The sequence below is a fragment of the Corynebacterium appendicis CIP 107643 genome, from assembly GCF_030408415.1.
GTDB classification, from domain to species: domain Bacteria; phylum Actinomycetota; class Actinomycetes; order Mycobacteriales; family Mycobacteriaceae; genus Corynebacterium; species Corynebacterium appendicis.
The window spans coordinates 334,486-349,345 of record NZ_CP046976.1 but is presented as its reverse complement, the minus strand read 5'-3'; the positions used below and the strand labels follow the sequence as shown (position 1 = coordinate 349,345).

General features: G+C 66.5%; 13 protein-coding genes. 2 read left to right on the top strand and 11 right to left on the bottom strand.

Translation table 11 applies throughout. From position 1 onward, the window contains the following. Positions 1 to 12: 12 nt before the first annotated feature. From CAPP_RS01845 to eccCa, 10 genes are all read right to left on the bottom strand, one after another. Positions 13 to 261, bottom strand: coding sequence for a hypothetical protein (locus tag CAPP_RS01845; protein ID WP_076599161.1), 249 nt, complete (start codon positions 259 to 261; stop codon positions 13 to 15). Then, positions 261 to 1,826 (bottom strand): hypothetical protein, encoded by a 1,566-nt coding sequence (locus CAPP_RS01840; RefSeq protein WP_076599160.1) that lies wholly within the window; start codon positions 1,824 to 1,826, stop codon positions 261 to 263. The genes CAPP_RS01845 and CAPP_RS01840 overlap by 1 nt, the downstream gene beginning before the upstream one ends. After that, positions 1,819 to 2,214, bottom strand: a complete 396-nt coding sequence (locus CAPP_RS01835; protein WP_143313864.1) for a hypothetical protein — start codon at positions 2,212 to 2,214, stop codon at positions 1,819 to 1,821. The genes CAPP_RS01840 and CAPP_RS01835 overlap by 8 nt, the downstream gene beginning before the upstream one ends. 16 nt (positions 2,215 to 2,230) lie before the next feature. Then, positions 2,231 to 3,574 carry a phosphoglucosamine mutase gene (gene glmM / locus CAPP_RS01830; RefSeq protein ID WP_076599158.1) on the bottom strand — a complete coding sequence of 448 codons (1,344 nt, stop codon included), beginning with the start codon at positions 3,572 to 3,574 and terminating at the stop codon, positions 2,231 to 2,233. Between the two features lie 133 nt (positions 3,575 to 3,707). Continuing rightward, complete coding sequence (gene rpsI / locus CAPP_RS01825; protein ID WP_084560568.1) at positions 3,708 to 4,283, bottom strand: 30S ribosomal protein S9; 576 nt, start codon at positions 4,281 to 4,283, stop codon at positions 3,708 to 3,710. Next, positions 4,283 to 4,726 carry a 50S ribosomal protein L13 gene (gene rplM, locus CAPP_RS01820; protein ID WP_076599157.1) on the bottom strand — a complete coding sequence of 148 codons (444 nt, stop codon included), beginning with the start codon at positions 4,724 to 4,726 and terminating at the stop codon, positions 4,283 to 4,285. The genes rpsI and rplM overlap by 1 nt, the downstream gene beginning before the upstream one ends. Positions 4,727 to 5,165: 439 nt before the next feature. Then, positions 5,166 to 5,453, bottom strand: coding sequence for a WXG100 family type VII secretion target (locus CAPP_RS01815; RefSeq protein WP_076599156.1), 288 nt, complete (start codon positions 5,451 to 5,453; stop codon positions 5,166 to 5,168). Positions 5,454 to 5,539: 86 nt separating this feature from the next. After that, positions 5,540 to 5,863 (bottom strand): WXG100 family type VII secretion target, encoded by a 324-nt coding sequence (locus tag CAPP_RS01810; RefSeq protein ID WP_076599155.1) that lies wholly within the window; start codon positions 5,861 to 5,863, stop codon positions 5,540 to 5,542. 141 nt (positions 5,864 to 6,004) lie between these two features. Beyond that, positions 6,005 to 7,048 (bottom strand): type VII secretion-associated protein, encoded by a 1,044-nt coding sequence (locus CAPP_RS01805; protein ID WP_076599154.1) that lies wholly within the window; start codon positions 7,046 to 7,048, stop codon positions 6,005 to 6,007. Continuing rightward, positions 7,045 to 10,689: a type VII secretion protein EccCa gene (gene eccCa, locus CAPP_RS01800; RefSeq protein ID WP_076599153.1), complete on the bottom strand. Its 3,645-nt coding sequence runs from the start codon at positions 10,687 to 10,689 to the stop codon at positions 7,045 to 7,047. Before eccCa ends, CAPP_RS01805 begins: the two co-directional genes overlap by 4 nt. Positions 10,690 to 10,955: 266 nt before the next feature. Between eccCa and eccD the strand changes: the two genes are divergently transcribed. Both eccD and CAPP_RS01790 read left to right on the top strand, forming a co-directional pair. After that, positions 10,956 to 12,281: a type VII secretion integral membrane protein EccD gene (gene eccD / locus CAPP_RS01795; protein ID WP_076599152.1), complete on the top strand. Its 1,326-nt coding sequence runs from the start codon at positions 10,956 to 10,958 to the stop codon at positions 12,279 to 12,281. Next, entirely contained in the window at positions 12,281 to 13,477 is a 1,197-nt protein-coding gene (locus CAPP_RS01790; RefSeq protein WP_084560567.1) for a S8 family serine peptidase, read from the top strand. Before eccD ends, CAPP_RS01790 begins: the two co-directional genes overlap by 1 nt. Here the strand turns inward: CAPP_RS01790 and eccB are convergent. Beyond that, complete coding sequence (gene eccB / locus CAPP_RS01785) at positions 13,471 to 14,766, bottom strand: type VII secretion protein EccB (RefSeq protein WP_076599150.1); 1,296 nt, start codon at positions 14,764 to 14,766, stop codon at positions 13,471 to 13,473. The two genes, CAPP_RS01790 and eccB, sit on opposite strands and share 7 nt — an antisense overlap. Between the last annotated feature and the right edge of the window lie 94 nt (positions 14,767 to 14,860).

Below are 14,860 nucleotides of genomic sequence, written 5' to 3'. Positions count from 1 at the left end.
CCCCTCGCTCCGCTAGACCGGCCGCTGCTCGGTAGGCCCTTCCTTCCGGAGAACCCCCTGCACCCGCCCGTGCCTGACCCCACGGTATGTTCCGCGCGGTGTCGGCGCGGGCGGTTTCTGGATGTTCATTTCGTGCACGGCGGCCTGCTGCCGCGCCGCTTGCTCCATTTGCCGCTGGCTTTCTTTGAGCACCCTTTCAAATTCGACCATGCGCCGCGCCGTGCGCTCCTTGAATTGTTCCGCGAACTGCTGGAAATCCATTACCATCCCCCTGTTTTGCGTGCCCTGTGCTGCTCGCCCTGATCCTCAGGCTGCGCGTCATTTGGCGGTTGCTCCGCTGCTGTATCCGCCGATTGCTCCGTTGGTTGTTGCTCCACTGGTTGCTCCGCCTGTGCCCCGTCCTCGCCGCTCACGGCGATGGCAGGCTCCACGAGCCCTTTCTTCGGCGGCGGCGGCTCCTTCACTTCAGCCAGCTCCGCGGGCGGCTTGATTGTCCCCTCCTCGCACTCGGGCTGGGACACCGGCTCAGGTTCCGGTTCCGGCTCAGGCTTCGGAGCTGGTTCCGGTTCAGGTTCCGGTGTCTCCTCCGGACACTCAGGCTCCGGCGTTGGTTCGGGCTCTGGCTCAGGTTCGGGTTCCGGGCAGTCGTCTGCCGGTTCGACCGGGCACTCGATCTGCTCGAGGCACTCCGCGACCGACTGGCCGAAGGCCTCCAGCCCGGCGACGATCTGGTTGACCACGCACTCACCGGCAGGCCCCACCGGCGGGACGGCTGGCGGTGCGGGAATAACCGGGTCCGGGCACTGTGCCGGCAGCGTCGGTGCCGCAGGTGCCTCCGCGACAGCACCGTTCAATCCGAGGTCGATATTTGCGTCAATCGTGACGTTGATATTCACGCCCGCACCCAGACCCGCAGACGCCGGAACGGTGGTGTGAGACGGTGCCGGTGCAGCTGGCTTCGGCACCGTTTCAGGTGCGGGTGGTGGTGCCGGGGCTCGCTCCGGCGGGCATTCGGCCACCGGTTGCGGCGCCACTGGCTGTGGTGCCGGTGCCGGCGGGGCAGGTGTCGGTGTCGGGGCCGTCTGTTCCGGGGTGGTCGGGCACGCCTCCGGGGCAGGCGCAGGCGCTGCCGGCGGCGGACACTCGGCGACCGGCGGCGAGTAGTGCTTGGGGGCGGGAGGAGTGGTCTGCCCCGCGTCGTCGCAAAGCTGCCGCAAACCGTCGTAGCAGTCGCCGATCGAATTGTTGCGGTCGTCGACTGTGCCCTCGATGCAGAGCAATCCCTCGAGGATCGGGGCGAGGACCGTGGAGCCGACGTCGACCAGCGGGCAATTCTTGAATGCGGCGATGAGGTCGAGGATGACGTCGATAGTGGTCTGCATGCCACAATCGGCTGACGCGTCGATCTCTTCGATCGAATCAGCGCAATCGCACGACTGGGAGTGCAGGTCATCCAGCGCATCGGAATGGGTGCCCTGCTCGCCGTCGAGGTTGTTTTCGTGGTCCGCCACTCCGACGCTGGCCAGCCAGTCCTCCATCTCGGCAGTGAGCTCCGTCAGCATCGGCACTGCGGCGAGGGCACCGACGAGGCCCGCCGGGCTTTCGGGGACAGGCGCGGCGGAAGGCGCGAGCGTCGTCTTCGGATTCAACTGCCCTATTTCCTGTGAGACGGCGGAGAAATCCAGACCGTTCGTCTTATCGATCTTCGCTGCGATCGACAGGGTCTTCTCCCCCACGAGCGCCACGTCCGCGAGCATGATCCCCGGCAGCACAGCGACCTCGCGGGCAATCTCCCCGAGGCCCTCCTTGAGCTTCGTGTTAGACATCGCGGTTGAACCTCGCTGCATTCTCGAGCTCTGCCGCGTCCACGTCACCGACGAGGTTCAGCATCTCCTCGAACTGGCCCACCCGCGCGCGCAGGCGGTCCACCGTCCGCTCGTGAATACGCCCCACAGCTTCCGCAATCTTGTCGCCGTTATCGGCGAACCCCTCCCCGAACGCGGCGGTGTCCATTGCAGGTTTCACTTCCTGCAGCCGGTCGATGGCATCGTTGTAGCTACTGATCTTCGATGTCAAAACTGCCCGGAGCTCGTCCGGTTCCATGTGCAACTGCTCGGCCACACTCATCACTCCCCCAGCGTGGTTGAAGCCGCAAAAAGCGGCAGCCATCATCTTCCACAGACTTAGACTGCCGCTCAAGAGATTCGGTTCCATCGAACCGAAAATTTGTTTACACCGCGGCGACCACCGCAGCCAGACGCCCCGCGACCTTGCGGGCGTGCTCCTCCTCGGAGGCCTCCACCATGACACGGAAGAGCTCCTCTGTGCCGGACGGGCGCAGCAGCACGCGGCCGTCGGCGCCCAGCTTCTCTTCTGCCTCAGCGATGGCATCCTTGACGTCCTGGTTGTCCAGGATCAGCGACTTGTCGGAGACCGGAACGTTGATCAGGACCTGCGGCAGCACCGTTATCACGCTCGCGAGCTCCTTGAGCGTCTTACCCGTCTCCGCCATGCGCTCCATGATGAGCAGGCCGGACAAGGTGCCGTCACCCGTCGTCGCACGCGCAGGCACCACAATGTGGCCCGACTGCTCGCCGCCGAGCGAGAAATCCCCGGCGTTGAGCTCCTCGAGCACGTAGCGGTCGCCGACCTTGGTCTCGCGCATCGCGATGCCTTCGCGCTGCATCGCAAGCTTCAGGCCAAGGTTGCTCATCACAGTCGCCACCAGCGTATTTTCGCGTAACGACGACTTCTCCTTCATCCCCAGCGCCAGCACCGCCATGATCTGGTCGCCGTCGACCACATTGCCCTCTGCATCGACGGCCAGACAGCGGTCGGCATCGCCATCGTGGGCGAGCCCTAGGTCGGCGGCGTGCTCCACGACGGCCTTCTGGATCTGATCAATGTGGGTGGAGCCGGAATTGTCGTTGATGTTGTACGCGTTCGGCTCGTTGAAGATCGCCACGACCTCCGCGCCCGCCGCGGCGTACGCCTCCGGGGCAATTTTCGACGCCGCACCGTTCGCGCAGTCCACGACGACCTTAATACCCGCCAGCGATGTCGTCACCGACTCCGCGAGGTGCTCCAGGTAGCGGTCGTAAGCGTCCGGGGATTCCTCGATAATGCGTCCGATACCGGTGCCCGTCGGCCCACCTTCGTCCAGGTCGTCCATGGCGCGCTCAATCTCGTCCTCCACATCGTCGGCGAGCTTCTTGCCGCCCGCGGAGAAGAACTTGATGCCGTTATCCGGCATCGGGTTGTGCGACGCGGAGATCATCACACCGATATCCGCCCCGTAGTCGTCGGTGAGATACGCCAGACCAGGAGTCGGGATCACACCCACGCTGAGCACGTCCACCCCCTTCGACGCCATTCCGGCCGCCATCGCCGCGGCGAGCATTTCGCCGGACACACGCGGGTCACGCCCAATGATCGCCGTGGGCCGCCGCTGCTCCGAACGCCTATTCTGCGTCAGCACCGTCGCCGCCGCCTGCCCCAGTTTCAGGGCGAGCGGCGCCGTCAGCGCTTCGTTGGCGAGTCCACGCACACCGTCAGTACCAAACAGTCGAGTCATGAAAGACAATTATGCCGTACACGCTGTGTTTCGCTCGGTGAGGGTTCGCCCGCTCCAGACCACCCCTGAAAATCAAAACACCGCCGCTCCCAGCATGCGGGAGCAGCGGTGTAAAGCCTGCGTACAGCAGCGATTAACGCTTGGAGTACTGCGGTGCGCGACGGGCCTTGTGTAGACCAGCCTTCTTGCGCTCCACGGCACGGGCGTCACGAGTGAGGTAGCCAGCCTTCTTGAGGGTCGGGCGCTCAGCCGGATTGTAGATGTTCAGCGCGCGGGCGATAGCCAGACGCAGTGCGCCGGCCTGGCCGGTCGGGCCGCCGCCGTTGATGTTCGCCTTGATGTCGAACTGGCTGTCGCGCTCGAGCAGTGTCAGCGGGGACAGGATGTCCTGCTGGTGCAGCTTGTTCGGGAAGTAATCCTCGAACTCGCGGCCGTTGACAATGATCTTGCCCTCGCCCTCGACGACAGTCACGCGTGCGATGGCGCGCTTACGGCGACCGACGGTCTGGATCGGACCTTCGTGGTAAACGGGAGCCTCGACAGCCTCGTCCTGAGCGTCGTCCTCGCCAGCGACGGCGTCACCGATGGTGTAGTTGAACTCCTCGGTGGCGGCGGTAGCTGCGTCAATGTCGGTCTGGGTTGCCTCGACGCCCTCAGTCTGATCAGCGGCGTTCGTGGTCTCTTCGGTGATGTTGTTCGGCTCGGTCATTACTGCGACACCTGCTTAAACTCGAAGTTCTCGGGCTTCTGCGACTCGTGCGGGTGCTCGGAGCCGGTGTAAACGTGAAGCTTCTTGATGGACTGACGGGAGAGGCGGTTGTGCGGCATCATGCCCTTCACAGCCTCTTCGATCACGCGGTCCGAACGCTCGTCGAGAGCGCGACCCAGGGTGATGGACTTCAGACCACCCGGGTAACCGGAGTGGCGGTAGCGCATCTCGCGGTCGCGCTTGTTGGACGAAATGTGGACCTTGTCGGCATTGATGACAATGACGTGGTCGCCGGTGTCGGCGTTCGGCGCGTACTGCGGCTTGTGCTTACCGCGCAGCAGGTCTGCGACGGTGGAAGCAAGCTTGCCCAGCACCACGTCGGTAGCGTCGACGACGTACCACTTGCGGGTAATGTCACCGCTCTTCGGGTGGTAGGTAGACATGTATGACTCCTTGAAGTCTTTATCTAGAGGCTGCCGGCCATGGTGCGCTCAACCTTTCCCTCCCCTGTTCCGGCGGCCGGTGGAGACCCGGTGGGGCGGCCCGGAGATGAACGCTGAACAGCGCGCCGCGGGTGCGGCGGGCATGGTTCATCCACGACGGGTGAAACACACAGGCCTTAAACCTTAGAGCACGCCGTGGGCAGACACCAAAACGCGGACTTGCACTCCGGTGCCCGGTGTGTGCTGCGCGGACTGCACGACAAAGACGTGCGCACCACCCGCCCAAGGTGGTGCGCACGCACTGGGGATAGAAATGCTCACGCGGTGCGGGCCCAAAGCCGCGTCTGCCCTGCAGGGGTGCTGGGTGTGTGAAAGACGGGCCCGCTGCCTCAGTGAGCGTCGGAGTTGATGTTGGTCTACGTCTTAGTTTGTCTCCCTTCTAGCCCCAGCTGTTGGCGGCTGCGGTGTTGACGGACTGCATGCGGTTGTTGCCGTCCTCGACAGCGCGGCCGATGGTGGACAGGATGTCGTTGAGATCCTGCGCCGCGGTGTCCCACTTGGCCTGGTGCTCCTGGTAGCGGTCGGACGCTTCGCCCTCCCAGGAAGCGACCATCGGCTTGAGCGAGTTCTTGAGGTCTTCCAACTGGTTGCCGATGTTGCGGGACGAGGTCTCGATGTCGGTGGCGGCGTCGGCCAGCGAGCCGAAGCCGTACTTGATCACTGTCACAGTGTGTTCTCCTTGTGTGTCAGGTCGGTGTGTGTTCGTGTGTGGTGGTGTCTGTTGTTCGTGCTGCCGCCGTACGCTGCGGTGAGCTACAGCACGAGGCCGCCGGCAGGTGCGATATTGGCGAATGCGTCGGAATTGGTCGCGTCGACGTCTTCGAAATTGCTGGCGTTGTCTCGGATATTGGACGCGATGTCGCCGAGCGCTTCGCTCAGGCGGCGCTCCGCATCGTCGAAGCGGACCATCAAGTCGTCGAAGCTGGCCTGCGCGCTGCCGGACCAGTAGTCGCGCGTGGACTGCGCGACATCCTGAAGGCGGTTGAGCTCGGCGTTGACCGAGTCGTTGGTGTCGTCTACGTTGTTAGCCGCGTTTCGCATGACGTCGGCTTCTGTACGGAACTGAGCGGTGCTCATGTTTCCTCCCCCGATTGTGTTGTGTGTGAAAAGAATGTGGACGTGGTCTGCGGCGTTGCGCCGCGAATGACCTTTCCACCCTTATTGGACTACCCTTCACCCTGTTTCGGTTCCCTTCGGACCGAAACTTTTTGAAACGCCTTAGCCGGGCGGGGTGAAGCGCGCGGATTCGTTGGCCATGGTGCAGGTGGCAAGTTGGACGGTGGTGGGCGCGGTGCGGGTGTGGCAGCCAATGGAAATCTGCACGTCGCGATCGGTCCAGGTGGACCAAAGGGCGTGGGAGCCGTCCGGCAGCGCGTGCTCGTAGCGGACGCCCGTCTCGTCACTTTCGGTGTGGTGAAGCTCCGGGTCGTCCTCAATGTCTTTTTGCACCTGTCTCATGACGTCTTCGGGCGGCACGCCGTAGAGCGGATCCACGGCGAGCTGCAGCCGGAAGTCCGGGTCCGGCCCGGTGGCGCGCCACATATCGCCGTCGGGCTCCAGGTGGAAGCCGACGGGCAGCTCCACGCTCAGCCCGTCCTGTTCGAGGGTGACCTTCTCCATTTTCGGCTGCTCGGGTTCCGGATCATCCGCGGGTTCGCCCTCCGGCTCGTCCCCCAGCATGTCCGCGGGCAACACAGCATCCTCCGATCTTTCCGGCGGCGCGGCGCCAATCCCGTCGACATTTGCTTCAGCGCCGCTGCCCCGCCCGGCGACGAACCAGATGGTTGCCGCGCACACTGCGGCGACGAGTGCCACCACGCCCACGAGCAGATAGCCGGAGGTGCCGAAGCGTTCGCGGCGGCGCGGCTCCAGAACCGGGCGGCGCACGGCGATCTCTCCGACCTCTTCCCATTCGGTGGTCGCGGGATGGGTGTCGGTGTCATCGCCCGCGCCGGAAGAATCGTCATCTTCGCCGTCCAGCGTCTCGCACGTCAGCTCCACTTCGTAGTCGCCGAATGCCTGGACGAGACGCGTCAGTTCGGCTTCCTCCGCGACGAGGTGCACGGGCGCCCACTGGGGGTTCTCGCCGAGCACGCTGCGGATATAGGAGACGATTTCGCCGGCGGACGGCTGGTCGTAGCGGTGCACATTGGCGAGGCCGGAAAAGACTATGCATTCGTCGTCGACGGTGACAGTCAGCAGGGCGCCGCCAGGTTTGGAAGGGGTGCCGGCGAGACGGCCCGCGACATCGGTGGTGGTCATGGGGTCTCCTCAGGGGTCGGAGCGGAAGCGTCGATAAGCGCGTTGTGCGCGATGTGGATGGGGCCGAATTGTTCGTTGTCGCGGACGAAAATGCCGCGGCCGGGGCGCAGCGGCAGCGGGCGCACACCGAAGAGCGCGCCTTCGTCTTTGGTGCCGGAGAAGAGCACGACATCGGGCAGCTGGTCTTTGAGCGTGCTGAGGAACGGCGCGAGCAGCGCGCGGCCGGTGCCGCCGAATTTGCGCGCGGCGATGATGTGCAGGCCGATGTCGTGCGCGTGCGGAATAAGCGGCACGAGCGGCCGGAGGTTGTCGTCTCCGACCAGCTCGAGGTCGTCGATGACCACATAGATATCGGGGCCGTCCCACCAGCTGCGGGCGGCGAGCTGTTCCGCCGTGATACCAGGCCCGGGAAGACGGCTGGTCAGCGTAGTCGCGGTATCGGTAACAGCCGCTTTCGCCGCGTCGGTCGAGCCGCCGTACGCCGCCACCATCGGGTGATCGGCGTGCACCAGGTGGGTGCGCCGCGGGTCAATCAGCACCATGCGGGCGCGCTCGCGCGGCATCGCCGACAGTGCGCCAATCGCGGTTTCCACCAGCGTCGACTTGCCCGACCCCGACGCACCGACGGCGAGCAGGTGCTGACGGTCGTGGGTAACAGGTCCCACGTCGCGACCGCCGATGCCGAGCACAATGCGGCCGCGCCGCTCCGCCGGCACCAGCGGGACAAGCTCGTCGACGGCGATGCGCGTCGGCAAGACCTTCAGCTCCGGCACCGGCGTCTGGCCCGCCGCCTGCGCCGCGATATGCGCGATGTCTTCCTTCGATGTCGCCGCCACGAGCATGCTCTTTCCCGCGGCGGTGATTCCTCGGCCCGGCGCGACGGGCAGCTTTTCCTGCAATTTTCTATCCAGCAGCGAATCCATCGGCTCGGTGAGCTTGAGCTCCACGCGGGTGCCGATCAGGTCGCGCACATTCGGCCGGATCGCATTCCACCGCTGCGTGGTCACAACTAGGTGCACGCCCGCAGCCGGGCCTTCCGCGGCGATCGAGGCCAGCGCGTCCTTGACGTCCTCCAGCTTCGAATCGGCTGCGGTGAGCGAGTGCCAGCCGTCCACGACCAGCACGGTCCGCGCGGGGAACGCACGCCGCCTATCGACGATCCCCAGCACCTCATCCACCACCCTTCTCACCTTTTCCTCGTCGTTGCGCCCGGCCACACCGGCGACATGGGGCAGGGTTTCGAGCACCTCCGAATCGCCGCCACCGGCGTCGATGACGTAGAAGCCGATCTGCTCGGTGGTGTGGGTGGCTGCCAGCGAAGAGACGATCGTCCACACCGCCATCGACTTGCCGGTCTGCGGTCCGCCAGCCAACGCCACATGCCCGCCTGAAACACCCAAATCGATGGTGAGGGGGTGCTGGCGCTGGTGGTACGGGTCGTCTATAAGCCCGATGCTCGCTTTGAGCTCCCCGATCTCCTCGCAGACCGCCGGCAGCCCCACACGCGACGGCAACGGCGGAAGCCACACGGTGTGCGCGCTCTGGCCGCGCGCCGACGCTGTCTGCTGTGCCGCGGCGACGACCTCCGCAAGCAGCGTCGTCGACGGGTCCGGGATGCTCGGGGCCGCGGCTGGTTCGTCGATATCGTCCCATCCTTCGAAGAGCCTCACCTGGGGTGCTAGCCGCGGGCTCGAGGTCTCCACTGGGCGCATGAGTGGACCCGAGACATACGACGCTTTGAATCGCGTGAGCTGCGTCGACGCCGTTTTGATGTAGCCCGCACCCGGGTCTGCGGGCAGCTCGTACGCATCCGCGACTCCGAGGACCTGCCGCGACTCGGCCGCGGAGAATGTGCGGAGGCCGATCCGGTACGACAGGTGTGAATCCAACCCGCGCAGCTTGCCCTCCTCGAGGCGCTGCGAGGCGAGCAGGAGGTGCACGCCGAGCGAGCGGCCCAGGCGGCCGACCGCGACGAAGAGGTCAGCGAAGTTCGGGTGCTGGCCGAGCAGCTCGGAGAACTCGTCGACCACGATGACCAGCGACGGCAGCGGATCCAAGTCCGGCCGGGTGCTCTCCCGTGCAGCGTTGTAATCGGTGATATTGGCGAAGTTTCCCGCCGCACGGAGCAGCCCCTGGCGACGGTTCATCTCGCCCGAGATGGCGTCGTACATGCGCTCTACCAGCACTGCCTCGTCCTCGAGGTTGGTGATCACGGCGGAGGTGTGCGGCAAACCCTCACAGCCGAGGAAGGTCGCGCCGCCCTTGAAATCGACGAGAACCAAATTCAGCTCGTCTGGCGAATGCGTCGCAGCGAGCGCCACGACGAGTGTTCTTAAAAGTTCTGATTTTCCGGATCCCGTCGCACCGATGCACAGCCCGTGCGGACCCATCCCGCCGTGCGCGGATTCTTTGAGGTCGAGGTAGACGGGCGCGCCGTCCGGGTCGACACCGATCGGGACGGTGAGGCGCTGGCGGCTGCCCTCGCGCCCCGGCCACATCGACGGCCCGGCAAGGTGGTCGATGTCATCGATGCCCAGCAAATCTAGTAGCCCGCCGCCGCGGGATGTGTTCCCGCTGCCGTTATCCGGGCGCCGGTAGAACGCCAGGTTGCGGTAGATGAATTCGGCGGCACCGACACTGAAGGGGTCAGCCGTGCCGAGGCGCTCCACGCCCGAGGTGGTCACGGCCTCGATGTCGTCGCCGCACAGCAAATGAAGCGCATCGTCGTGCACGAACGCATCCGGGTCCTCACTGACGGCGATGACGCAGTCCGCTTCCCCGTACGCCACGGCTTTCGGCGAATTCGCGTCCACCACCGCGACGGTGAAGTCGGTATCCCCTGGCTCGCGGGTGTGCGGCAGCCACTTCGCAACCTCTAGCCCGGCGATATTGATCTCCAGGCCGACGGCCTCCGGCCCGTGGAAGAACGCCAGCTGAGCCACGATCGACCGCGCAGTCTCGTGCGCCCGCGGGCCGGCGAGGGTGAGCAACGGGAACGCCTTCAACTGGATCACGATCGGCATGTGCGGCACCACGCTCACCGCCGCGACCGTGCGGCGCAGGCTCACCGCGCACACCGGGTCGAGGTCCTCTGGCGAGCCCGGGTCCGCGACCTCCACCGGTGTGCACAGCGACGACTTCCCCGTGCCCACGCGCACTTCGAATGCCCGCGGGTCGGTACTCGTTCTCTCCCACACCCGTTCCGCATCCACCGCGTTGACCAGGTGCTCCGGGTGCGGATGGAAGTACTCCACGTGCTGGCGCTGCTGCGCCGCGTTGCCCCGGGCGCGCGCCGCCAAGGCGTCTAGGTGGCGCAGGTACACCCGGCGCGATTCATCGATATCGCCCGCCTTTTCCGGCGGGTTCAAGGTGGTCAGAAGACCCATGATCATCATGAGCGGGAAGACCATCATCATCGGGCTGATCCCCCGCCCGCTGAGCGCGAAGATGGCCACCATCGCGCCGATCGCGGCGACCATCACCACCGGCATGATGATGCGCATGAGAGGCTCGGGCGGTTTGCGCACCGCCTGCGGCACGCTTTCTGCCTCGAGCTGCCCCGTCGGCAGCGGCGGTGCCGCCTCCGCAGCTGTTCCTGGCGCCGGCGGCGCTTGGACTGGGTCGTTGTCGAGCCCCAACATTCGTGATTTCTCCCTCCCCCTGAGAATCAACGCGCCCCACGCTCTATCGTCGTGCCCGCATGCGCGGCTACGGCCAGACAGCCCCCCGGCGTGCCAGCCCACCACAGCGTGGCGGTGCGTCGTTGTTTCCGAAGCTTAGGCAAAATTCCCGCCCCGCGCGCAGCGAAAAGGCTCATTGTCTACTGAAGTAGACATCGAAGTCCCCCGTTCGCCCGCATTTGGGTGCACACTGGCAGGCAACAACCATTTTGAATCCGGGGGGAATCATGGTCGCTGCGTCGACCCATCATGTTGTCCGTGTAACCGCGCGCATCAGCGCCGCACCGTTCTACCGTTCCGTGGACGTGAGTCTGCCCACGTCATCCACCTTCAGCGAAGTTCTGCCTGAGCTGGCGCGGCTCATTGAACTGCCGCAGACAAACCGGCCGTGGGAATTCGCCACCGCGGCGGGCGCACCGTTGGACCCGCATGTTCCGCTGCACAATATGCGGCTCCGCGACGGCCAAGTCCTCGCGCTGCGCCCGCACGAACCGGTCGATCCTCCGGTGGTGCGCGACGCCGCTGAATCCTTGGCGGCGACGGCTGCGGCCACCACGCATTCCGGCATCGACACCGCCGCGACCTTCGCCGGTGCGGCCGCCGCCGGAATTCTCGCCACCGCCCTTTCCACTCCGCTAACGGGTGCTGCCGTTGTGGCATTAGTTCTGATCGTCGTGGCTGCGGCGGCCCGGTCCCGCACCGTCTTTCCGGCCGCAGTTCTTGCCGCCAGCGCCGTCTGCGGCGCGTGGGTGAGCGGATTCCAGGACGAAACCGGATCCTGGCCGCCCGCCACCGATCTCGCCTTCGGCGCGTTGACGGCGTGCGTGATCGCCGCCGCGCTCACCGCCGGCGGGGCGGTGCTCGGTCTTGCCGGCCCGCGCACCACAGCCGCGGTGTTCACCAGTGCGCTCCTCGTCGCCTGCGGGTCTTTCGCGGTGTGGTTGCCCGCGCCGGAGGCGCCCTCCGCGGCGGTTGTACTCGCCGGGATCGCCGCGGTCATGCTCACGCCGTCGGCCGCCACACGCGCGGCGGGCCTGCGCATTCCGCGCGTCCCCACCGCCGGCCAGGAATTCGGAATCGCGGACGATTACCAGGACGATGTCGACGCGCGTTCCGCGGCCGCCCGCGCGATCACTGCAGGTATCAGCGTCGCCGCCGCGTTCTGCGTCATTCCGGCGCTCATCGCTCTCGCACGTTCCGGCGGCGGGTGGGTCTTCGCTCTGTGCCTGTGCGTGGCAGGCGCGCTCATCGTCCACGCGTCGCGCCACCACGACACGGTTCCGCGGCTCAGCTTGGGCGGCACCGCAATGATGGCGCTCACCTGCGGTGTCGCGGCAGTCGCCGTCACTGACGGTGCCCACCCGGCACTGTTCGTCGCCGCCGGACTCACCGCGCTGGGTGCCGCTACCGCCGCGCTCTGGGCCGCCCGCGTGCCCGACCTCGAGCCGACCACGCTCGTCTGGCTCGAGCGCGCTGAAGCCGCCGCGATCATCGCCGTCATCCCGCTCGCGGTGAAGATCACCGGCATTTTCGACCTCATCCGGGGGCTATAGTGCACACATTTTTCCGCTTATCGACGTCCCTTACCTCCCTTGCGTTCCTCCTTCCCGTCCTGAACTGCCCGCACCAAGCTTTTGCCCAAGACATCGCCTGCGCCGTCGGCGCGCCCGCGGGTGAGACTGACGACGCTGGAAACACCGAATCTAATAGCTCTGACGACGCCCGCACCGCGTTGCACCGCCTTGCCACCGGCATGGGAGTGAAAGTCGCGGTGATCGACACCGGTGTCGCCGGACACCCGCAGATCAGACAGCTTTCCGGCGGCGCCGACTTTGTCACGCCTGAGACCCCGGAACCATTCAAGGACTGCGACGCCCACGGCACTGTCGTCGCCGGGATCATCGCCGGTTCCGGTGCCGGTATCGCGCCGGACGCGGAGATCTTGTCCATCCGCCAGTCCTCAGCGCACTACCGCTCACCCGCGCCGCGCGGCAAAGACGCGCCGCCGCCGGCAGCCGGCGACCTGGAAACTCTCACCCGGGCGATCCACAATGCTCTCGACGAGAAGGCGAAGGTCATCAATATCTCCGTGGTCTCCTGCGTCGAGCCTGCCCTAGCCCCACGCGTGGACACCCGCGGATTGAAAGAAGCTCTGGGGCGTGCGGAGCACGGCGGTGCCGTGGTGGTCGCCGCCGCGGGCAATCTGTCGAACGAGTGCCCTGCCGGTTCCACGGTCTTTCCGGCGCACTTCCCCACCGTCCTCGCGGTCGGTGCGCGTGCCGATTCTCACACCATCGCCGACTACTCCCTGCCCGTTCCCGAAGGCACGGCACTGCTCACCGCTCCCGGCTCCGTCGAACACGCCACAGCACCGGGTGTCCGGGGCTGGTCTAAAGGCAAGGCTGGCGAGCGCGGCGCAGTCGAACCGTTCACGGGCACGAGCTTCGCCGCCCCAGTGGTCAGCGGCACCGTAGCGTTGCTACGCCAGCGCTACCCGCATGCGAGCCCGGTGCAGATCCGCAGCATGATCACCGCGTCGGCGGAACCGCACGGCGGCGCCGTCGACCCGTTGCGGGCGGTCTCATTCGTCGACGACAACGCTGCCCCAGACACCGCTCCACTCCGTGTCTCGCCTGTCGAATCCGTCGAATCGGCCGCCCCGGATAGAAGCAGCTTCACTGTCGTGAGCGTGGTGCTCGCCGCCGCCCTAGCGATCACAGTGGGTGCTCTCCGCCGGCGCTATCAGTAGGTCGCGGTCAACGCCGCCTCGCGGGTGAGCGCCGGACCTTCCGGAAGGAGGCTGAGGATGCTCCACGGAACGTGGTCCACATGCAGAGCGCCGACGACATCGAGGTTGTCCCTGGTGTCCACTGTGTGGCGCTGGCCTGAGGCGGAGACCACGTGGTACCCGGTGCCGGTGTCGACACCGACAGCGCCCGAGGTGAGCCCGACGAAATGAGTGGCGGGACTCTCACCGGACAGTTCCACCGACCCGGTGGTCAAGACGCCGGAGCCTGGATCGGCGAGCGCGACTGCGCCCTGTTCCGTCACGCACACTGCGGATCCGTGCGGGTCCAGCCACTCCGGCGCAGTCTCCGGGACAGCGATATCGAGAGGATCCTGGGCGTCCGGATACGCAGCGATCTGGGAAGGAGAGGCGGTGGAGGTGGGGGCGGAGGCGTCGATAAGCATCTGCCTCTGCAATTCCGAAACGGGCTGGATGCCGCCGTGCTGCGTGACGGCCCATGCCTCGTCGGTGCCGTCGGCGAGCAGCAGGCGCGGCAGCGGGTCCGGGAGGCGGACCGGCGGCAACTCGCGGATCGCGGACAGCACCGGCGCGCTGATCTCGGCGCGGGCGACGTGCGCGTCGATGCCGAGCCCGCGGCGGATGATCCGGCCCTGCGCGTCGCTGGCGGACGGCAGTTTCGCGCGGCCGCCCTTGGTCAGCATCCATTCGTCCTCACCCTGCGTGACGGCGACAGCCTGGCCGTCGGCGAGCTCTGCGATCGGCTGACCCGCAACGACCGTCACGCGCGACGGGTCCTCGCACGCCGACCACACCGCATCTTCCGCGTCACCCGGCGCGAACATCGCCGGCGCCGTGGCGATGCCCAGCGGGACCCCGCGCGGCATCTCCGTGAGGCGCTCCTCCCCCACACGCTGCGGCTCCTCCGCGGTGCCCGCGATGAGCCGCGCCGACGTCAGGTTCGTCACCGGGTGAACCGCCTCGCCTACCCGGACGTACATCGCCCCGTCGCTGGCGCGCAGGATCGCCGCCGCCCCCGGGTCCGGATTCGGCCGCAGCCACGCGAACAGCCCCGAACCGGCCGCGATCAACGCCACCGCGACCAGCCCGAAGATCGCCGAACGCCGCCGCGCCGCCAACGGGTCGTGAATCATCCGGATGTCCCCGTAAATGAGCCCGTGCTCCACGCGCCGGCGCATGAAACGGTGCCCGGACACCTGCGAACGCGTCGTCGGCAGCAATCGCCGCGCCGTCTTTGTCTCCCCCGGATCGGTGTGGGTGTGCTGAGCCATGTGGACGACCCCCCGTCGATTAACGATGGCTTCCGCACACGACGCTAAATGCGCTCTTGTCCGGCTTCAACCCGAAAGTGCGCACTTCAGTGCG